Source organism: Streptomyces sp. NBC_01255 (assembly GCF_036226445.1).
Lineage (GTDB): Bacteria > Actinomycetota > Actinomycetes > Streptomycetales > Streptomycetaceae > Streptomyces.
Map to the genome: position 1 here is coordinate 1,099,515 of NZ_CP108474.1, position 17,254 is coordinate 1,116,768.

The following is a 17,254-nucleotide window of genomic DNA, read 5'->3' on the forward strand; positions in this document are numbered from 1 at the left end:
ACTCCATCCCGTATTAGTTATGTCAGATAACAAATCCCGAGAGCAAGGGAAGGACACACCGTGCCGCAGCTCTTCTCCCCCACCCCCGACGACCGCTTCACCTTCGGCCTCTGGACCGTCGGCTGGCAGGGCCGCGACCCCTTCGGCGAGGCCACTCGCCCCGCCCTCGACCCGGTCGAGGCCGTCGAGCGGCTCGCCGCCCTCGGCGCGTACGGCATCACCTTCCACGACGACGACCTCATCCCCTTCGGCGCCACGGAGGGCGAGCGCGACGCCGTCGTCAAGCGTTTCCGCGCCGCGCTGGAGCGGACCGGACTCGCGGTGCCGATGGCGACGACCAACCTCTTCACCCACCCCGTCTTCAAGGACGGCGCCTTCACCGCCAACGACCGGGACGTGCGCCGCTTCGCCCTGCGCAAGACCCTCCGCAACATCGACCTGGCCGTCGAGCTCGGCGCCACCACCTATGTCGCCTGGGGCGGACGGGAGGGCGCCGAGTCCGGCGCCGCCAAGGACGTACAAGTGGCGCTCGACCGGATGAAGGAGGCCTTCGACCTCCTCGGCGAGTACGTCACCGAGCAGGGCTACGACCTGCGCTTCGCGATCGAGCCCAAGCCGAACGAGCCACGCGGCGACATCCTGCTGCCCACCATCGGCCACGCCCTCGCCTTCATCGAACGCCTTGAGCGCCCCGAGCTCGTCGGGGTGAACCCCGAGACGGGTCACGAGCAGATGGCCGGGCTCAACTTCCCGCACGGCATCGCGCAGGCACTGTGGGCGGGCAAGCTCTTCCACATCGACCTCAACGGCCAGTCGGGGATCAAGTACGACCAGGACTTCCGCTTCGGGGCGGGCGATCTGCGCCAGGCGTTCTGGCTGGTGGACCTGTTGGAGACGGGCGGGTACGCGGGGCCGCGCCACTTCGACTTCAAGCCGGTGCGCACGGACGGCTTCGACGGCGTGTGGGAGTCCGCGAAGAACTGCATGCGCAACTACCTGATCCTCAAGGAGCGCGCGGCGGCCTTCCGCGCCGACCCCGACGTCCAGCAGGCGCTCGCCGCCTCCCGGCTGCCGGAGCTCGCCGTCCCCACGGCCGCCGACGGTCTCGCCGCACTGCTCGCCGACCCCACCGCGTACGAGACCTTCGACGCGGACGCGGTGGCGGCTCGCTCCATGGCCTTCGAGCACCTCGACCAGCTGGCCCTGGAGCACCTCCTCGGCGTCCGCTGAGGGGCCAGGGGGTGTCTTGTCGATCAGGCCGGATCAGGGAGCGGGGCCTGATCGGCAACACCCCCCAGGGGCTTCAGCGACCGGCGAGCGTCGAGCGGCGGACCACCAGCTCCGGCTGGAGCACCACGTGTTCGTGCCGGTGCTCGTCCGCCCGCTCCCCGGTCTCCTCCAGAAGCAGCTCGGCCGCCTTCGCCCCGAGCGTGAACGCCGGCTGCCGTACGGAGGTGAGGGGTACGGTCGCGGCCGCAGCGAACTCGATGTCGTCGTAGCCGACGATGGCCATGTCCTCCGGGACCCGGACCCCGGCCGCGTACAGCGACTGGAGGACCCCGAGGGCCAGCAGGTCGTTGGCGCAGAAGACGGCGGTCGGCCGCTCGGTGAGGCCGAGCAGGCGGGCGCCCGCGTCGCGCCCCGAGGCCACGTCGAGGCGCTCGGCCGGGAGTTCCCGGAGGGCCGAGGCGGGCAGGCCGGCCTCGGCGAGCGCGAGGAGGGCGCCCTCGCGCCGGTCGCGGATCTGCTGGAGGTGCGGCGGGCCGCTGACGTAGGCGAAGGAGCGGTGTCCCGCCGCCGCGAGGTGGCGGATCGCGAGGGAGCCGCCGGCGACGTCGTCTACGGAGACCGAGCAGCCGGCGTCCGCGCCGTCGCCCTCGCCCGCGACGCGGTCGACGAGCACGGACGGGATGCCGTGGCGGCGGAACTCCCGCAGGTTCGCCCCGCTGGGGTCGGCGGGGGTGACGAGGACGCCGCGGACGCGCTGCTCGGCGAAGAGGGAGAGGTAGTCGGCCTCGTCGCCGGGGTTCTGGTCGCTGTTGCAGACCATGACGACCAGGCCGGCGGCCCGGGCGGTGCGCTCGGCGCCGCGGGCGATGTCGACGAAGAAGGGGTTGCCCATGTCGAGGACGAGCAGGGCCATGATCCTGCTGCGGCCCGCGCGCAGCTGGCGGGCGGACTCGCTGCGGACGTAGCCGAGGCGTGCGATGACGCGCCGGACGTGCTGGAGCGTCGCGGGCGACACCCGGTCGGGTTGGTTGATCACGTTGGAGACGGTGCCGACGGAGACGCCCGCCTCGCGTGCCACGTCCTTGATGCCGACGTTGATGCCGGTGTTGATGCCGGTGTTGATGCCGACGTTGATGCCGGCGTTCCCGGCCGTCCGCGCGGTGTCCGTCATCCGTCCCACCTGGTCCGTCCTGCCCCTGCCGCCACCCGGTCCGGGTGGGCTTCCGCCCCGCTTCTCATCCCGCGTTTCATCCTATGCGGCCGCCCGGATCCGCCCCTCACGCGAGGTGGAAGACCTCGGTCAGCGGGCGCATCGCGGCGTCGGGCGCCTGCCCGTCGAGCTCCTCGAAGAACTCCGCCATCTCGGCCTGCCATCGGGCGTTGACCTCCGCCTCCTCCATCGCGGCGCGCGCCCGGTCGAAGTCCGGGGTCTCCAGGTAGCCGACGAGCAGCCCGTCCTCACGCAGGAAGAGCGAGTAGTTGTGCCAGCCGGCCGCCGAGAGCGCCGTGAGCATGTCGGCCCAGACGCGTGCGTGGCGCGCGCGGTACTCGTCCACCCGCTCGGCCCGGACCTTCAGCAGGAAGCAGACCCGCTGCGCGTTCGCCATCCGCTCCTCCGTGACTGCTCGGCTGCCTGCCTGCTTGAGTGAAATGTTTCATTTCCGTGGGTCGGGACGTTAGGACGCGGACGCTCCCTTGGTCAAGAGTCTTGACGACACCTGGTGCGCTGGCTAGCTTCCCCCACGTACTGAATCGATTCATTTCAAGGCTCCGAGGTGGACATGCCCGACATCGCTGCCGTGAAGGCCGCACTCGCCGCCCAGCGGATCGAAACGCCCTCCTGGGGCTACGGAAACTCCGGGACGCGCTTCAAGGTCTTCGCGCAGCCGGGTGTGCCCCGGACCCCGTACGAGAAGCTCGACGACGCGGCTCAGGTCCACGCCTTCACGGGTGTCGCCCCCAAGGTGTCGCTCCACATCCCGTGGGACCGGGTCGACGACTACGCGGCGCTCGCCTCGTACGCGAAGGAGCGCGGGCTCGAACTGGGCGCGATCAACTCCAACACCTTCCAGGACGACACGTACAAGCTCGGCAGTGTCTGCCACCCGGACGCCGCCGTGCGCCGCCGGGCCGTGGACCACCTGCTCGACTGCGTCGACATCATGGACGCGACGGGCTCGGCCGATCTGAAGCTGTGGTTCGCGGACGGCACGAACTACCCCGGGCAGGACGACGTCACCGCCCGGCAGGAGCGGCTCGCGGAGTCCCTCGCGGAGGTGTACGAGCGGCTCGGCGAGGGGCAGCGGATGCTCCTGGAGTACAAGTTCTTCGAGCCGGCCTTCTACACGACCGACGTGCCGGACTGGGGCACCGCGTACGCGCACTGCCTCAAGCTGGGCCCCAGGGCCCAGGTGGTCGTGGACACCGGCCACCACGCGCCGGGCACCAACATCGAGTTCATCGTCGCCCTGCTGCTGCGGGAGCGGAGGCTCGGCGGCTTCGACTTCAACTCCCGCTTCTACGCGGACGACGACCTGATGGCCGGCGCCGCCGACCCCTTCCAGCTCTTCCGGATCATGCACGAGGTCGTCCGCAACGGCGGTCTGGAGCCCACCGCGAACGTCGCCTTCATGCTCGACCAGTGCCACAACATCGAAGCGAAGGTGCCCGCGGTGATCCGCTCGGTGGCCAACGTCCAGGAGGCCACCGCCAAGGCGCTGCTCGTCGACGGCGCCGCCCTCGCCGCCGCCCAGCGCGACGGGGACGTGCTCGCCGCGAACGCCGTCCTGATGGACGCCTACGACACCGACGTACGGCCTCTGCTGCGCGCGCTGCGCGAGGAGCGGGGCCTCGCCCCGGACCCTGTAGCCGCCTACCTCCGCTCCGGGCGGCAGGAGCGGATCGCCGCCGAGCGCGTCGGCGGGGACCAGGCCGGCTGGGGCGCGTGACCACTCGTTCTCGATCTCCGTTCGCACCCGCCCGAAGGCCTGAAGGAAGAACCCCATGACCTCCGCCCCGCACCCCGTCGTCACCTCCCTCGTAGAACGTTCTCACCGGCTCGGCTCCGATCCCCGCACCACCAACTACGCCGGCGGCAACACCTCCGCGAAGGGCTTCGTCACCGACCCCGTCACCGGCGGCCCCACCGAGCTCATGTGGGTCAAGGGCTCCGGTGGCGACCTGGGCACGCTCACCGAGGACGGGCTCGCGGTGCTGCGCCTCGACCGGCTGCGCGCGCTCGTCGACGTCTACCCGGGCGTCGAGCGCGAGGACGAGATGGTCGCCGCCTTCGACCACTGCCTGTACGGGAAGGGGGGCGCAGCCCCGTCCATCGACACCGCCATGCACGGCCTCGTGCCCGCGGCCCACGTCGACCACCTCCACCCGGACGCGGGAATCGCGCTCGCCTGCGCCGCCGACGGGGAGAAGCTGACCGCCGACTGCTTCGGCGACACGGTGGTGTGGGTGCCGTGGCGGCGCCCCGGCTTCCAGCTGGGTCTCGACATCGCCGCCGTGCGGGCCGCCCACCCGCAGGCCGTCGGCTGCGTCCTCGGCGGCCACGGCATCACGGCCTGGGGCGACACCTCGGAGGAGTGCGAGCGGAACGCGCTGCACATCATCAGGACCGCCGAGGCCTTCCTCGTCGAGCGGGGCCGCCCGGAGCCCTTCGGGCCGGTCGTCGACGGCTGCGCGCCGCTGCCCGAGGCGGCGCGGCGGGAGCGGGCCGCCGCACTCGCCCCGTACGTCCGGGGGCTCGCCTCCCGGGACCTGCCGCAGGTCGGCCACTTCACGGACTCCGACGCGGTGCTCGACTTCCTCGCCCGCTCCGAACATCCGCGGCTCGCCGCCCTCGGCACGTCCTGCCCCGACCACTTCCTGCGGACGAAGGTCCGGCCGCTCGTCCTCGACCTGCCCGCCGACGCACCCCTCGACCGGGCGGTCGCCCGGCTGCGGGAGCTGCACGCCGAGTACCGCGAGGAGTACGCGGCGTACTACGCGCGGCACGCCACCGCCGACTCCCCCGCCATGCGGGGCGCGGACCCGGCGATCGTCCTCGTCCCCGGCGTGGGCATGTTCTCCTTCGGCCGCGACAAGCAGACGGCGCGGGTGGCGGGCGAATTCTACGTCAACGCGATCAACGTGATGCGCGGGGCCGAGGCGGTCTCCTCGTACGCGCCGATCGAGGAGGCGGAGAAGTTCCGCATCGAGTACTGGGAGTTGGAGGAGGCCAAGCTGCGGCGGATGCCGAAGCCGAGGCCGCTCGCGACCCGGGTGGCGCTCGTGACGGGCGCGGGCAGCGGCATCGGCCGGGCCATCGCGCACCGGCTGGTCGCCGAGGGCGCCTGTGTGGTGGTCGCCGACCTCGACGCGGCGAACGCGGCAGCGGTCGCGGAGGAGTTGGGCGGCCCGGACAAGGCCATGGCCGTCGCCGTGGACGTCACGTCGGAGGAGCGGATCGGCGCCGCGTTCCGGTCGGCGCTGCTCGCGTTCGGCGGGGTCGACCTGGTCGTCAACAACGCGGGCCTCTCCATCTCCAAGCCGCTCCTGGACACGACGGCGCAGGACTGGGACGTCCAGCACGCCGTCATGGCGCGGGGTTCGTTCCTCGTGTCGCGGGAGGCCGCGCGGGTGATGACGGCCCAGGGGCTGGGCGGCGACATCGTCTACATCGCCTCCAAGAACGCGGTCTTCGCCGGGCCGAACAACATCGCCTATTCCGCGACGAAGGCCGATCAGGCGCATCAAGTGCGGTTGCTCGCAGCGGAGTTGGGCGAGCACGGGATTCGGGTCAACGGCGTCAACCCGGACGGCGTGGTGCGCGGATCGGGCATCTTCGCCGGCGGCTGGGGTGCTCAGCGGGCCGCCACGTACGGCATCGCGGAGGAGGAGCTGGGCGCCTTCTACGCCCAGCGGACCCTCCTGAAGCGGGAGGTCCTGCCCGAACACGTCGCCAACGCGGTCTTCGCGCTCACCGGCGGCGACCTCAGCCACACCACCGGGCTCCATGTCCCGGTGGACGCGGGCGTGGCCGCCGCGTTCCTCCGGTGAGCGGGCCGATGACCCGGAGGCCGGCGGGCGCGCCGCGGGATGTCTTCGCGGCGGTGGATCTCGGGGCCACCAGCGGACGGGTGATGCTCGGCCGCGTCGGCCCCGACCACCTCGCCCTCGCCGAGGCCCACCGGTTCCCCAACGCCCCGATCCGCCTGCCGGACGGGCTCCGCTGGAACGTCCTCGCGCTCTTCCAGGGCGTCCTGGAGGGGCTGCGCGTGGCCGCCCGCTCCGGCGGGGTCGCCTCCGTCGGCGTCGACACCTGGGGCGTGGACTACGGCCTCCTCGACGCCGACGGCGTCCTCCTGGGTGCTCCGTTCCACTATCGCGACCCGCGTACGGACGGCGCCGCCGAGGGCGTGTGGGCGCGGGTCGGCCAGGCGGAGCTCTTCCGGATCACGGGCCTCCAGCACCTGCCCTTCAACACCGTCTTCCAGCTCGCTTCAGCCGTCGGCACCGCCCAACTGAACGCGGCACGCACGCTGTTGCTCATGCCGGACCTGGTGATCCACTGGCTGACGGGGACGGTCGGGGCCGAGGAGACCAACGCCTCCACCACGGGCCTCTTCGACGCCCGCGCGGGCACCTGGTCGAAGGAGCTGCTCGGCGGGCTCGGAGTGGACCCCGCCCTCCTGCCGCCCCTCCGCGCGCCCGGCGACCCTGCGGGCGAACTCCTCCCGTACGTATGCGAGTTCACCGGTCTCACCCCTCGCACTCCGGTGACGACGGTCGCCTCCCACGACACCGCGTCGGCCGTCGTCGCCGTCCCGGCCACCGGCCCGGACTTCGCCTACCTGTCGTGCGGCACCTGGTCCCTGGCCGGCCTGGAGCTGGACGCCCCGGTGCTGACCGAGGAGGCCCGGGCGGCCAACTTCACCAACGAGCGCGGGGTCGACGGCACCGTCCGTTTCCTGCGCAACATCATGGGCCTGTGGCTCCTGGAGGAGTGCCGCCGGACGTGGGCGGGGCACGGTCCGGCCGCCGAACCGCCGGAGCTGTCGGAGTTGCTCGCGCAGGCGGCGCGGGCGGAGCCGTTCGCGGCGCTCGTCGACCCGGACGCGCCGGAGTTCCTGGCTCCGGGCGACCTGCCGGAGCGGATACGGGCCCACTGCCGCAGGACCGGGCAGCGCGCGCCCGAAAGCCCCGGCGAGGTGGTCCGCTGCGTCCTGGAAAGCCTGGCCCTCGCCCACCGGCGGACGCTGCGGCAGGCCGCCGAGCTGGCCGGCCGGGACGTCACGCGGGTCCATCTCGTGGGCGGCGGGGCCCGCAACGAGCTGCTGTGCCAGTGGACGGCGGACGCCACCGGCCTTCCCGTGGTCGCCGGACCCGTCGAGGCCACGGCCCTCGGCAACGTCCTCGTGCAGGCGCGGGCCGCCGGGCTCGCCGGCGACCTGCCCTCGACGCGTCGGCTCGTCGCGCGGACACAGCCCCTGCGACACTACGTACCGCGGAAGGACCCCGCCGGCCGCGCCGCCTGGGACGCGGCCGCCGCCCGAATCGAACCGTCCCCGAGGAACCCGTGATGCGCGTCGCCCTCTTCGTCACCTGCGTCAACGACGCCGTCTTCCCGGCGACGGGCGTGGCGACGGTCCGGCTCCTCGAACGGCTGGGCGTGGAGGTCGACTTCCCCGCCGCGCAGACGTGCTGCGGGCAGCCGCAGTTCAACACCGGCTACCGCGAGGAGACCCGGCCGCTGGTCCGGCGCACGGTCCGGGCCTTCGAGGGGTACGAGCACGTCGTCGTCCCGTCGGGTTCGTGCGCGGCCATGGTGCGCCGGCACTATCCGTCGTTCGGCGCGGAGGCGGCGAGCCTGGGCCCGCGCGTGTACGAGCTGACGGAGTTCCTGGTGGACGTGCTGGGCGTGACGGACGTGGGCGCGTACTTCCCGTACAAGGTGACGTACCACCCGTCCTGTCACGGGCTCCGGCTGCTCGGGCTCGGGGAGCGCCCCCGGCGGCTCCTGGAGGCGGTGAAGGGTCTGGAGCTCGTGGAGCTGCCGGGGGCGGAGGAGTGCTGCGGCTTCGGCGGGACCTTCGCGGTGAAGAACCCGGACGTGTCGGCCGCCATGGGCGCCGACAAGATCACGAACGCGCTTTCCACGGGTGCCGGGGTGCTGTGCGGCGCGGACAACTCCTGCCTGCTGCACCTGGGCGGCATGCTGAGACGGCGCGAAGACCCGCTGCGGGCCCTGCACTTGGCGGAGATCCTGGCGAGTACGGAAGAGGAGCCCTGGCAGTGAGTGGAACCTTTGTCGGAATGCCGTCCTTCCCCAAGGCGGCGCACGAGGCGGTCGGCGACGCCACGCTTCGGGCGAACCTGCGGCACGCGACGCACACGATCCGGGACAAGCGGGCGCGGGCGGTGGCCGAGCTCGACGACTGGGCCGCGCTGCGGGAGGCCGGGAAGCGCATCAAGGACGACACGCTCCGCCATCTGGGCACGTATCTGGTCCGGTTGGAGGAAGCGGTGACGCGCGCGGGCGGCACCGTGCACTGGGCCGCGGACGCCGCGGAGGCGAACCGGATCGTCACCGACCTGGTGAAGGCCACGGGCGAGACGGAGGTCGTCAAGGTCAAGTCGATGGCCACCCAGGAGATCGGGCTCAACGAGCACCTGGAGGCCGAGGGCATCGCCGCCTACGAGACGGATCTCGCGGAGCTCATCGTGCAGCTCGGCGAGGACCGCCCCTCGCACATCCTGGTCCCGGCCATCCACCGCAACCGGGGCGAGATCCGCGACATCTTCAGGGAGAAGATGGGAAGTTGGGGCCGCCCGGCTCCGGAGGGCCTGAGCGACACCCCGGCCGAGCTCGCGGAGGCGGCCCGGCTGCACCTGCGGGAGAAGTTCCTGCGGGCCAAGGTGGGGATCTCGGGGGCGAACTTCATGGTCGCCGAGACCGGCACCCTGGTCGTCGTCGAGTCGGAGGGCAACGGCCGCATGTGCCTGACCCTGCCCGAGACCCTCATCTCCGTCGTCGGGATCGAGAAGGTGGTGCCGACCTGGCGGGACCTGGAGGTGTTCCTCCAGACGCTGCCCCGCTCGTCGACGGCCGAGCGCATGAACCCGTACACGAGCATGTGGACCGGCACGACGGACGACGACGGGCCCCGGACCTTCCACCTGGTGCTCCTCGACAACGGCCGCACCGACGCCCTCGCCGACGAGGTCGGGCGCCAGGCGCTGCGCTGCATCCGCTGCTCGGCCTGCCTCAACGTCTGCCCCGTGTACGAGCGGGCCGGCGGGCACGCGTACGGCTCGGTCTACCCCGGGCCGATCGGCGCCATCCTCACCCCCCAACTCCGGGGCACGACAAGCGACATCGACGCGTCGCTGCCGTACGCCTCCTCACTCTGCGGCGCCTGCTACGACGTGTGCCCGGTCGCCATCGACATCCCCGAGGTCCTCGTCCACCTGCGCGAGCGGGTCGCCGGAGAAGGCGGGAAAGGCCACCGCCTGGAGAAGGCCGCGATGAAGGCCGCCGGCTGGGTCCTCGACCACCCGAGCGCGCTCGCCGCCGGGGAGCGGCTGGCGTCCGCGACCCGGAAGCTCCACCCGAAGCGCCTCCCTGGCCCCGGCGCCCGCCAGTGGTCCGACCACCGGGACCTGCCCGAACTGCCCGCCGAACCGTTCCGCGACTGGTGGAAGAAGAACCGCACGTGACGCCTCAGCCCTCAAGCCGTGACCGGATCCTCGCCCGGGTCCGCGCCGCCGTCGCCGACGCGCCCGAGGCGCCCGCCGTCGCCCGCGACTACCGGACGAGCCACACCGCGGACGACCCGGCGGGCGTCCTCGACCTGCTCCACGAGAACCTCGCCGACTACCGCGCCCACGTCCACCGGACCACGCCGGACGGGCTTCCCGCGCTGGTCGCCCGGAGGCTCGCGGAGCGCGGCGCCCGGACTGTCGCCGTCCCGCCCGGGCTGCCCGCCGGCTGGCTCGCCGCCACCGACGCCGTCCGGCGGCCCGACGAGCCGAGACTGACCCCGTACGAGCTCGACGGCGTCGACGCCGTGGTGACGGGCTGCGCCCTGGCGATCGCGGAGACCGGCACGATCGTCCTCGACGGCGGTCCGGGTCAGGGCCGGCGCGCCCTGACCCTCGTCCCCGATCTGCACGTCTGCGTGGTCCGGGCGCCGGAGCAGGTGGTGGCCTCGGTCCCCCTGGCGCTCCCCCGGCTCGACCCGACGCTTCCGCTCACCTGGATCTCCGGGCCGTCCGCGACGAGCGACATCGAACTCGACCGGGTCGAGGGCGTCCACGGCCCCCGGACCCTGGAAGTGATCCTGGTGGCCGGCGGCCTGACATGACGGAGGAGCGGTCGGTCCCCCGTCAGGGACCGACCGCTTCTCGACAGGGTCCCGCTACGCCGATTCCCTGCGGACGAGCTCCGTGGGCAGGATGACCGTCGCCGGGTCCTCGCCCGCTATCCGGGCCAGGAGCGTCCGCACCATCTCGGTGCTGATCCGGTCCCACGGCTGACGGATCGTGGTGAGCGAGGGGCGGCTGGAGAGGGCCGCCGGGGAGTCGTCGAAGCCGCCCACCGCGATGTCCTCGGGGACCCGCCGGCCCGCGCGGGCCAGGGCGTCGAGGACGCCCTGTGCCATCAGGTCGGAGGCGACGAAGACCGCGTCGATGTCGGGGGCCCGCTCCAGGAGGGCGACGGCCGCGTCCTCGCCGCTCGCCCGGCTGTAGTCGCCGGTGGCGACGAGGGTCTCGTCGACGGGGAGTCCGACCTCGGCGAGCGTCTCGCGGTAGCCGGCGAGGCGCTCGACGCCGCCCGGGGTGTCGAGCGGGCCGCTGACGGTGGCGATGCGGCGGCGCCCCGACGCGTACAGGTGGCGGACCATGTCGCGGGCGCCGTCGCGGTCGTCGGCGGCGACGTAGCCGATCCTGGCGGTCTGGCCGAGCGGCTTGCCGCAGGCGACGACGGGCACGCCGGCCTCGTGCAGCCGGTCCACGACGGGGTCGCCGGAGTGGCTGGAGACGAGGAGGACGCCGTCGACGTGGCCGGCCTCGATGTAGCGGAGGTTGCGGCGGCGTTCGTCCTCGGTGCCCGCGATCATCAGGAGGAGCGGGATGTCCTGGGCGGCGAGGGCCTGGGTGCAGGCGCGCAGCAGGACGTTGAAGTTGGGGTCCTCGAAGAAGCGCTCCTGCGGCTCGGTCAGGAGGAAGGCGACCGAGTCGGACTTGCCGGTGATCAGCGAGCGGGCGTGCCGGTTGACGACGTATCCCGTTCTGCGGATCGCGGCGTCGACGGCGGCCTTCGCCGACGGGCTGACGTAGTGGCCGCCGTTGAGGACGCGGGAGACGGTGCCGCGCGAGACCCCGGCCTCGCGGGCCACGTCGTGGATGGTCGCCGGGCGGCGCCTTGCCGCTGCTGTGCTCATGCTGTGTGTTTCCCCTCGATCCCCTGTGGTTCAGGACTTTACGGCGCCGGAGAGCAGATCGAGGCTCCAGAAGCGCTGGATGAGGAGGAAGAGGGCGATGAGCGGGACGATCGCGAGCAGGGCGCCGGTGATGACCAGGGTGTAGAGGGCGGGCTGGCTCGCGCCCTGCTTGAGGAGGGTGAACAGGCCGACGGTCATGGGGAACTTCTCGTCGTCGCCGAGCATGATGAACGGCAGCAGGAAGTTGTTCCAGATGGCGACGAACTGGAAGAGGAAGATCGTCACCAGGCCCGGGGCCATCATGGGGACGGCGATCCTGAGGAAGATCCGCCATTCGCCGGCGCCGTCCACGCGGGCCGCCTCGACCAGCTCCATGGGGACGGCGGCCTCGGCGTAGATGCGGCCGAGGTAGACGCCGTACGGGGAGAGGACCAGCGGCAGCAGGACGGAGGCGTACGTGTCCGTGAGGTCGGCCTCGGCCATCAGCAGGTACTGCGGGATGGCGAGGATGACGGGGGGCATGAGGACGCCCGCCAGCATGATGTTGAAGAACGCCTCGCGGCCGCGGAAGCGGTAGACGGCGAGGGCGTAGCCGGCGAACGCGGAGACGATGGTGGACAGGATGCCGCCGAGGCCCGCGTACAGCACGGAGTTGGCCATCCAGCGCCAGTAGATGCCGTCGCGGTAGCGGGTGAGCTCGCCGATGTTGTCGCCGAGGCCGCTGCCGGGCAGGAGGGTGAAGGTGGAGAAGAGTTCGTCGTCGGCCTTGGTGGCGGCGACGAGGACCCACGCCACGGGCAGCAGGCAGTAGAGCGCGCCGAGGACGAGGGCGGCGGTGGGCAGCAGGGCGGTGCGGCGGGGGCGCGGGGCGGGCGGGCCCTGGGAGGTGCCGGGGGTGGTGCCGGCGGTGGGGGCCGCCTTGCGGAGCGTCGGGGAGGCGAGCCCGGTCATCGGCCTGCTCCTTGTGTGGTGCGGCGGTTGGAGATCCTGAGGAGGGCGAAGGAGAGCGCGAAGGTGGCGAGGGCGAGCACGACGGCGGTGGCCGAGGCGGCGTAAATGTTCCCGCCGGTGAAGGCGTCGCTGTAGACCTTCATGAGCGGGCTCCAGGTGGACGGGATGCCGTTGGTGAGCGGCTTGAGCGTCATGGGCTCGTTGAAGACCTGGAGGGTCGCGATGATCGAGAAGAAGAAGGTGAGCACCAGCGAGGGCACGACCATCGGGATCTTGATGCGGAGCGCGATCTGGAGTTCTGAGCAGCCGTCGAGCTTGGCTGCCTCGTACACCTCGGTGGGCAGGGCGCGCAGCGCGGTGTAGATGACGATCATGTTGAAGCCGGTGCCGCCCCAGACGGCGATGTTGGACATCGCCAGGTAGAGGGGTCCGCCGTCCATGAGGTCGGGCTGCGGGAGGCCGGCCTTGTCGAGGAGGTAGTGGAAGGGGCTGACGTCGGGGAGGTAGAGGAAGCCCCAGAGGACGGCCGCGATGACGCCGGGGACGGCGTACGGGAGGAAGATCGCGAGCCGGGCGAAGGAGCGGGCCCGGACGCGCTCGGAGTCGAGCAGGAGCGCGAAGAAGAGAGCGAGGCCGAGCATGACGGGGACGACGATGGCGCCGTAGCCGAGGACGCGCAGGGCGCTCGCGAGGAGTTCGGAGTCGGTGAGGGCGGAGGTGTAGTTCTCCAGGCCGGCCCAGACTTCGGACTTGGCGCCCTTGCCGAGGCCGAGGCCCTTGATCTCGACCTTGTGGAAGCTGATCCAGACCGCGTAGCCGATGGGCAGGGCGAAGAAGAGGGCGAAGAGGACGGCGGCGGGGAGGAGGAAGCCGTACGGGGCCGCCTTGACCCCGTACGACCGGCGCGCGCCCTTGGGGGGCTGCGTCACTGGGCGACCTCGAAGCCCTGCTTGTCCAGGTCCGTGACGGTGGCGGCCTGCATCGCGGTGAGGGCTTCGGCGAAGCCGCTCTTCGCCTTGGCGGCCTTGCCGAACTGGTCCTTGAAGGACGTGTAGGCGACGTTCACGTTGGGGCCCCAGGCGGCCGGGGCGGTGGTCTTCGCTATCTCGGCGGCGCGGGTGTAGAAGTCGGGCTGGTTGGCGAAGTAGTCGGGGGCCTTGGCGAGGGCTCCGCTGGTCTGGGCGGCGGTGGCCGCGGGGTAGATGCCGCTCTCCTTGACGAGCGCGGCGAGGGCCTCCGGGTCGGTGTTCAGCCAGGTGGCGAACTGGGCTGCGGCGGCCTTGTGCTTCGAGTCGGTGGTGACGGCGGTGGAGGAGCCGCCCCAGCTGCCGGTGGCGTTGTCGCCCTTGTTCCACTGCGGGAGGGGGGCCATGGCCCACTTGCCCTTGGTGTCGGGGGCGGCGGTGGTGAGGGTGCCGGGGGCCCAGACGGCGCTGACCCAGGCGAGCTGCTCGCCGGTGTTGAGGGCCTTGTTCCAGGCGGGGGTGTACATCGGCTGGTTGTCGATGGCGCCTTCGGCGACCAGGCCGCCCCAGAAGTCGGTGACCTTCTTGGTGGCGGCGTCGTCGATGCCGACCTTCCAGGTGTCGCCCTCGAAGGTCCACCACTTGGCGCCGGCCTGCTGGGAGAGGCCGGCGAAGAGGCCGGAGTCGTTGGCGGAGAAGGTGGTCAGGGCCTTCTTCGGCGCCTTCTTCCTGACGGCGCGGGCGGTCTCGGCGAACTCGTCCCAGGTGGTGGGGACGGTCAGGCCGTACTGCTTGAACAGGTCCTCGCGGTAGAAGAACATCAGCGGCCCGGAGTCCTGCGGCAGGGCGTAGACGGCCTCGCCGCCGAAGGTGGTCTGCTGCCAGATGCCGGGGGCGAACTTGTCCTTGACGCCCTGGACTTCCTGGGCGATGTCGGCGAGGGCGTCGTTGCTGACGAGGGTCGGCAGGGCCTGGTACTCGGCCTGGACCAGGTCGGGGGCCTTGTGCGCCTTCGCCGCGGTGATGATCTTGGTGACGAGGTCGTCCCCGGACGCCTGCTTCTGCACGGTGACCTTGATGTCGGGGTGCTTGGCGTTCCAGAGGGCCGCAACCTTGTCCATACCGGGCGCCCAGGCCCAGTAGGTGAGCGAGACGGGGCCGGAGGCGGCGCCCGCCCCGTCGCCGGAGCCGGAGTCGGCGTCCGAGGAACCGCAGGCGGTGAGTGCGGTGGCACCGAGGAGGACGGCGATGGCGGCGGCGAGGCTGCGGCGCGTGATGTGGGGCATGGGGTACTTCTCCCTGACCGAAAGGGGCCTCTCTCGCAGACGGAGAGGCCGACCATGCATCTGTGAGCGTTCACAGTAGAGAAACGTTCCGGACACTTGTCAATGGTTGTTCGTGTGCGGTTATGTTGCGTTGCCACATCGAGATCGGGTGTGTGCACGTTCCCAATCCAACACAGCTTCCATCTTCCGAAGTTTCAGGAGAGACTCATGCCGCAGACCACTCCCAAGGGCCTGCACCGGCTCGCGTTCGGCGGGGACTACAACCCCGAGCAATGGCCGGAAAGCGTCTGGCAGGAGGACGTCCGGCTGATGCGGGAGGCCGGCGTCACCATGGTGAGCGTCGGCATCTTCTCCTGGGCCCTGCTGGAACCCGAGCGCGGCCGGTACGACTTCGGCTGGCTCGACCGGCTCCTCGACCTGCTGCACGCGCACGGCATCCGCGTCGACCTGGGCACGCCCACCGTGGCACCGCCCGCCTGGTTCTACCGCGCCCATCCCGACGCACTGCCCGTCACCGCCGAGGGCGTGCGCTACTCGTACGGTTCACGCGGGGCGATCTGCCACAGTTCGACCGCCTACCGCGCGGCCGCCACCGGGATCACCACGGCACTCGCCCGCCGCTACGGCAGCCACCCCTCGCTCGCCCTCTGGCACGTCCACAACGAGTACGGCGTGCCCGTCAGCGCCTGCTACTGCGACAACTGCGCCGCCCACTTCCGCCGCTGGCTCCACGAGACCCACGGCTCGGTGGAGGCCGTGAACGAAGCCTGGGGCACCGCCTTCTGGGGGCAGCGCTACGGCTCGTACGAGGAGATCGACCCGCCCCGCGTCACCCCCACCGTCGGCAACCCGGCCCAGCAGCTCGACTACCGGCGCTTCGCCGACGCCACCATCCGCGAGAACTTCCGGGCGGAACGGGACATCCTGCACGAGCTGGCCCCCGGCATCCCCGTCACCACCAACTTCATGACCGCGCTCAGCCAGTGCGACTCGATCGACTACTGGGCCTGGGGCCGCGAGGTCGACCTCGTCACCAACGACCACTACCTGATGACCGACGGCCGCCGCACCCACGTCAACCTCGCCATGGCCGCCGACCTCACCCGCTCCGTGGCGGGCGGCGCACCCTGGCTGCTCCTCGAACACTCCACGTCCGGCGTGAACTGGCAGGCCCGCAACCCCGCCAAGCGCCCCGGCGAGATGGCCCGCAACTCCCTCGCCCACGTCGCCCGCGGCTCCGAGGGCGCCATGTTCTTCCAGTGGCGCCAGTCCCGGCGCGGTGCCGAGAAGTTCCACTCCGCGATGGTCCCGCACGGCGGCACCGACACCCGCGTCTGGCGCGAGGTCGTCGCCCTGGGGGCAGGCCTGGAGGCCCTGGAGGAGGTACGCGGCACCCGGACCGTCCCGGACGTCGCCATGCTCTGGGACTGGCACTCCTGGTGGGCGCAGAACCTGGAGTGGCGGCCGAACGAGGCCCACGACGCCCGCGAGCGCGCCGACAGCTTCTACGAGACCCTGTACGACCGGCACCTCACGGTCGACTTCGCCCACCCCGAGGCCGACCTGTCCGCCTACCCGCTGGTCGTCGTGCCCGCGCTCTACCTCATGACCGAGGCCGCCGGGCAGAACCTCCGCGAGTACGTCGAGAACGGCGGCACGCTCGTCGTCTCGTACTTCTCCGGGATCGTCGACGAGCACGACGCCGTGCACCCCGGCGCCTATCCGGGCGCCCTGCGGGACGTCCTCGGCCTGACCGTCGAGGAGTGGTCCCCGCTCCTCGACGAGCAGCGCGTACGGATCGCGGGCCCGGACGGCGCCTCGCTCACCGGAGACGTGTGGACGGAGTTCGTCAGGCCGCGCGGCGCCGAGACCGTCTGGACGTACGCCGACGGGCCGGCCGCCGGCGGGCCCGCGGTCACCCGGCACCGGCTCGGCCGGGGCACGGCCTGGTACGTCTCCACCCGGCTCGACGCGGCCTCGCTTGACGCGATCGTGGCCGCCGCCTGCGAGGACGCCGGAGTCCCGGCGCGCGCCGCGCTGCCGCACGACGTGGAGGTCGTGCGCCGCGCCGGGGACGGCGGACAGTACCTGTTCGCCCTCAACCACTCCGCCGAGGACGCCGAGGTGCCGCTCGACGGCTCCGGGACGGAACTCCTCGGCGGTACGCCGGTCGACGGGAAGTTCACCGTCCCGGCCGGGGCCGTCGGGGTCGTCCGCCTGGACACCTGACGTCCGACGCCTGACGCCTGTCGCCTGACCGCATCACTCCCCCTCCGGCCCCCTGCCTCCGGGCCGGACCCCTGATCTCCCCGGGGGCGGCAGCTCCCGCTGCGCCGCCCCCGGGTGAGCCGCACCACCCGTAAGGAACCACCCGCACCACACCTCA

The 17,254-nt window shown here is 72.0% G+C and carries 14 protein-coding genes; 8 read left to right on the top strand and 6 right to left on the bottom strand.

Features of this window, described 5'->3' with window-relative positions:
• The first annotated feature begins 60 nt into the window (after positions 1–60).
• Positions 61–1,230 (top strand): xylose isomerase, encoded by a 1,170-nt coding sequence (gene xylA / locus OG357_RS04630; protein ID WP_329619899.1) that lies wholly within the window; start codon positions 61–63, stop codon positions 1,228–1,230.
• Positions 1,231–1,303: 73 nt separating this feature from the next.
• Here the strand turns inward: xylA and OG357_RS04635 are convergent, their stop codons facing one another.
• Both OG357_RS04635 and OG357_RS04640 read right to left on the bottom strand, forming a co-directional pair.
• The gene (locus tag OG357_RS04635) at positions 1,304–2,401 is read right to left on the bottom strand and encodes a LacI family DNA-binding transcriptional regulator (protein ID WP_329619900.1); all 1,098 of its coding nucleotides are present in this window, start codon (positions 2,399–2,401) and stop codon (positions 1,304–1,306) included.
• Positions 2,402–2,507: 106 nt separating this feature from the next.
• Entirely contained in the window at positions 2,508–2,837 is a 330-nt protein-coding gene (locus tag OG357_RS04640; RefSeq protein ID WP_329619901.1) for an L-rhamnose mutarotase, read from the bottom strand.
• A gap of 174 nt (positions 2,838–3,011) precedes the next feature.
• On the opposite strand from OG357_RS04640, the gene rhaI reads away from it, so the two are divergent.
• The 6 genes from rhaI to OG357_RS04670 are packed head-to-tail and all read left to right on the top strand — an operon-like array spanning position 3,012 to position 10,586.
• Positions 3,012–4,178, top strand: a complete 1,167-nt coding sequence (gene rhaI / locus OG357_RS04645) for an L-rhamnose isomerase (RefSeq protein WP_329619902.1) — start codon at positions 3,012–3,014, stop codon at positions 4,176–4,178.
• A 55-nt stretch (positions 4,179–4,233) separates the two neighbouring features.
• The gene (locus OG357_RS04650; protein WP_329619903.1) at positions 4,234–6,279 is read left to right on the top strand and encodes a bifunctional aldolase/short-chain dehydrogenase; all 2,046 of its coding nucleotides are present in this window, start codon (positions 4,234–4,236) and stop codon (positions 6,277–6,279) included.
• A gap of 8 nt (positions 6,280–6,287) precedes the next feature.
• Complete coding sequence (locus OG357_RS04655) at positions 6,288–7,802, top strand: rhamnulokinase (protein ID WP_329619904.1); 1,515 nt, start codon at positions 6,288–6,290, stop codon at positions 7,800–7,802.
• Positions 7,802–8,518 carry a (Fe-S)-binding protein gene (locus tag OG357_RS04660; protein ID WP_329619905.1) on the top strand — a complete coding sequence of 239 codons (717 nt, stop codon included), beginning with the start codon at positions 7,802–7,804 and terminating at the stop codon, positions 8,516–8,518. Before OG357_RS04655 ends, OG357_RS04660 begins: the two co-directional genes overlap by 1 nt.
• Positions 8,515–9,939, top strand: a complete 1,425-nt coding sequence (locus OG357_RS04665; RefSeq protein WP_329619906.1) for a LutB/LldF family L-lactate oxidation iron-sulfur protein — start codon at positions 8,515–8,517, stop codon at positions 9,937–9,939. Before OG357_RS04660 ends, OG357_RS04665 begins: the two co-directional genes overlap by 4 nt.
• Entirely contained in the window at positions 9,936–10,586 is a 651-nt protein-coding gene (locus tag OG357_RS04670) for a LutC/YkgG family protein (protein WP_329619907.1), read from the top strand. The genes OG357_RS04665 and OG357_RS04670 overlap by 4 nt, the downstream gene beginning before the upstream one ends.
• Before the next feature lie 54 nt (positions 10,587–10,640).
• On the opposite strand, the gene OG357_RS04675 is transcribed toward OG357_RS04670, so the two are convergent.
• Genes OG357_RS04675 through OG357_RS04690 form a run of 4 tightly spaced genes read right to left on the bottom strand, consistent with a single transcriptional unit; the run spans position 10,641 to position 14,868 of the window.
• Entirely contained in the window at positions 10,641–11,666 is a 1,026-nt protein-coding gene (locus OG357_RS04675) for a LacI family DNA-binding transcriptional regulator (RefSeq protein ID WP_329619908.1), read from the bottom strand.
• Positions 11,667–11,696: 30 nt separating this feature from the next.
• Entirely contained in the window at positions 11,697–12,617 is a 921-nt protein-coding gene (locus tag OG357_RS04680) for a carbohydrate ABC transporter permease (RefSeq protein ID WP_329619909.1), read from the bottom strand.
• Positions 12,614–13,546, bottom strand: coding sequence for a carbohydrate ABC transporter permease (locus OG357_RS04685; RefSeq protein ID WP_329619910.1), 933 nt, complete (start codon positions 13,544–13,546; stop codon positions 12,614–12,616). Before OG357_RS04685 ends, OG357_RS04680 begins: the two co-directional genes overlap by 4 nt.
• Positions 13,543–14,868: an ABC transporter substrate-binding protein gene (locus tag OG357_RS04690; protein WP_329619911.1), complete on the bottom strand. Its 1,326-nt coding sequence runs from the start codon at positions 14,866–14,868 to the stop codon at positions 13,543–13,545. Before OG357_RS04690 ends, OG357_RS04685 begins: the two co-directional genes overlap by 4 nt.
• A gap of 207 nt (positions 14,869–15,075) precedes the next feature.
• On the opposite strand from OG357_RS04690, the gene OG357_RS04695 reads away from it, so the two are divergent.
• Positions 15,076–17,097: a beta-galactosidase gene (locus OG357_RS04695; RefSeq protein WP_329619912.1), complete on the top strand. Its 2,022-nt coding sequence runs from the start codon at positions 15,076–15,078 to the stop codon at positions 17,095–17,097.
• The last annotated feature ends 157 nt before the right edge of the window (positions 17,098–17,254 follow it).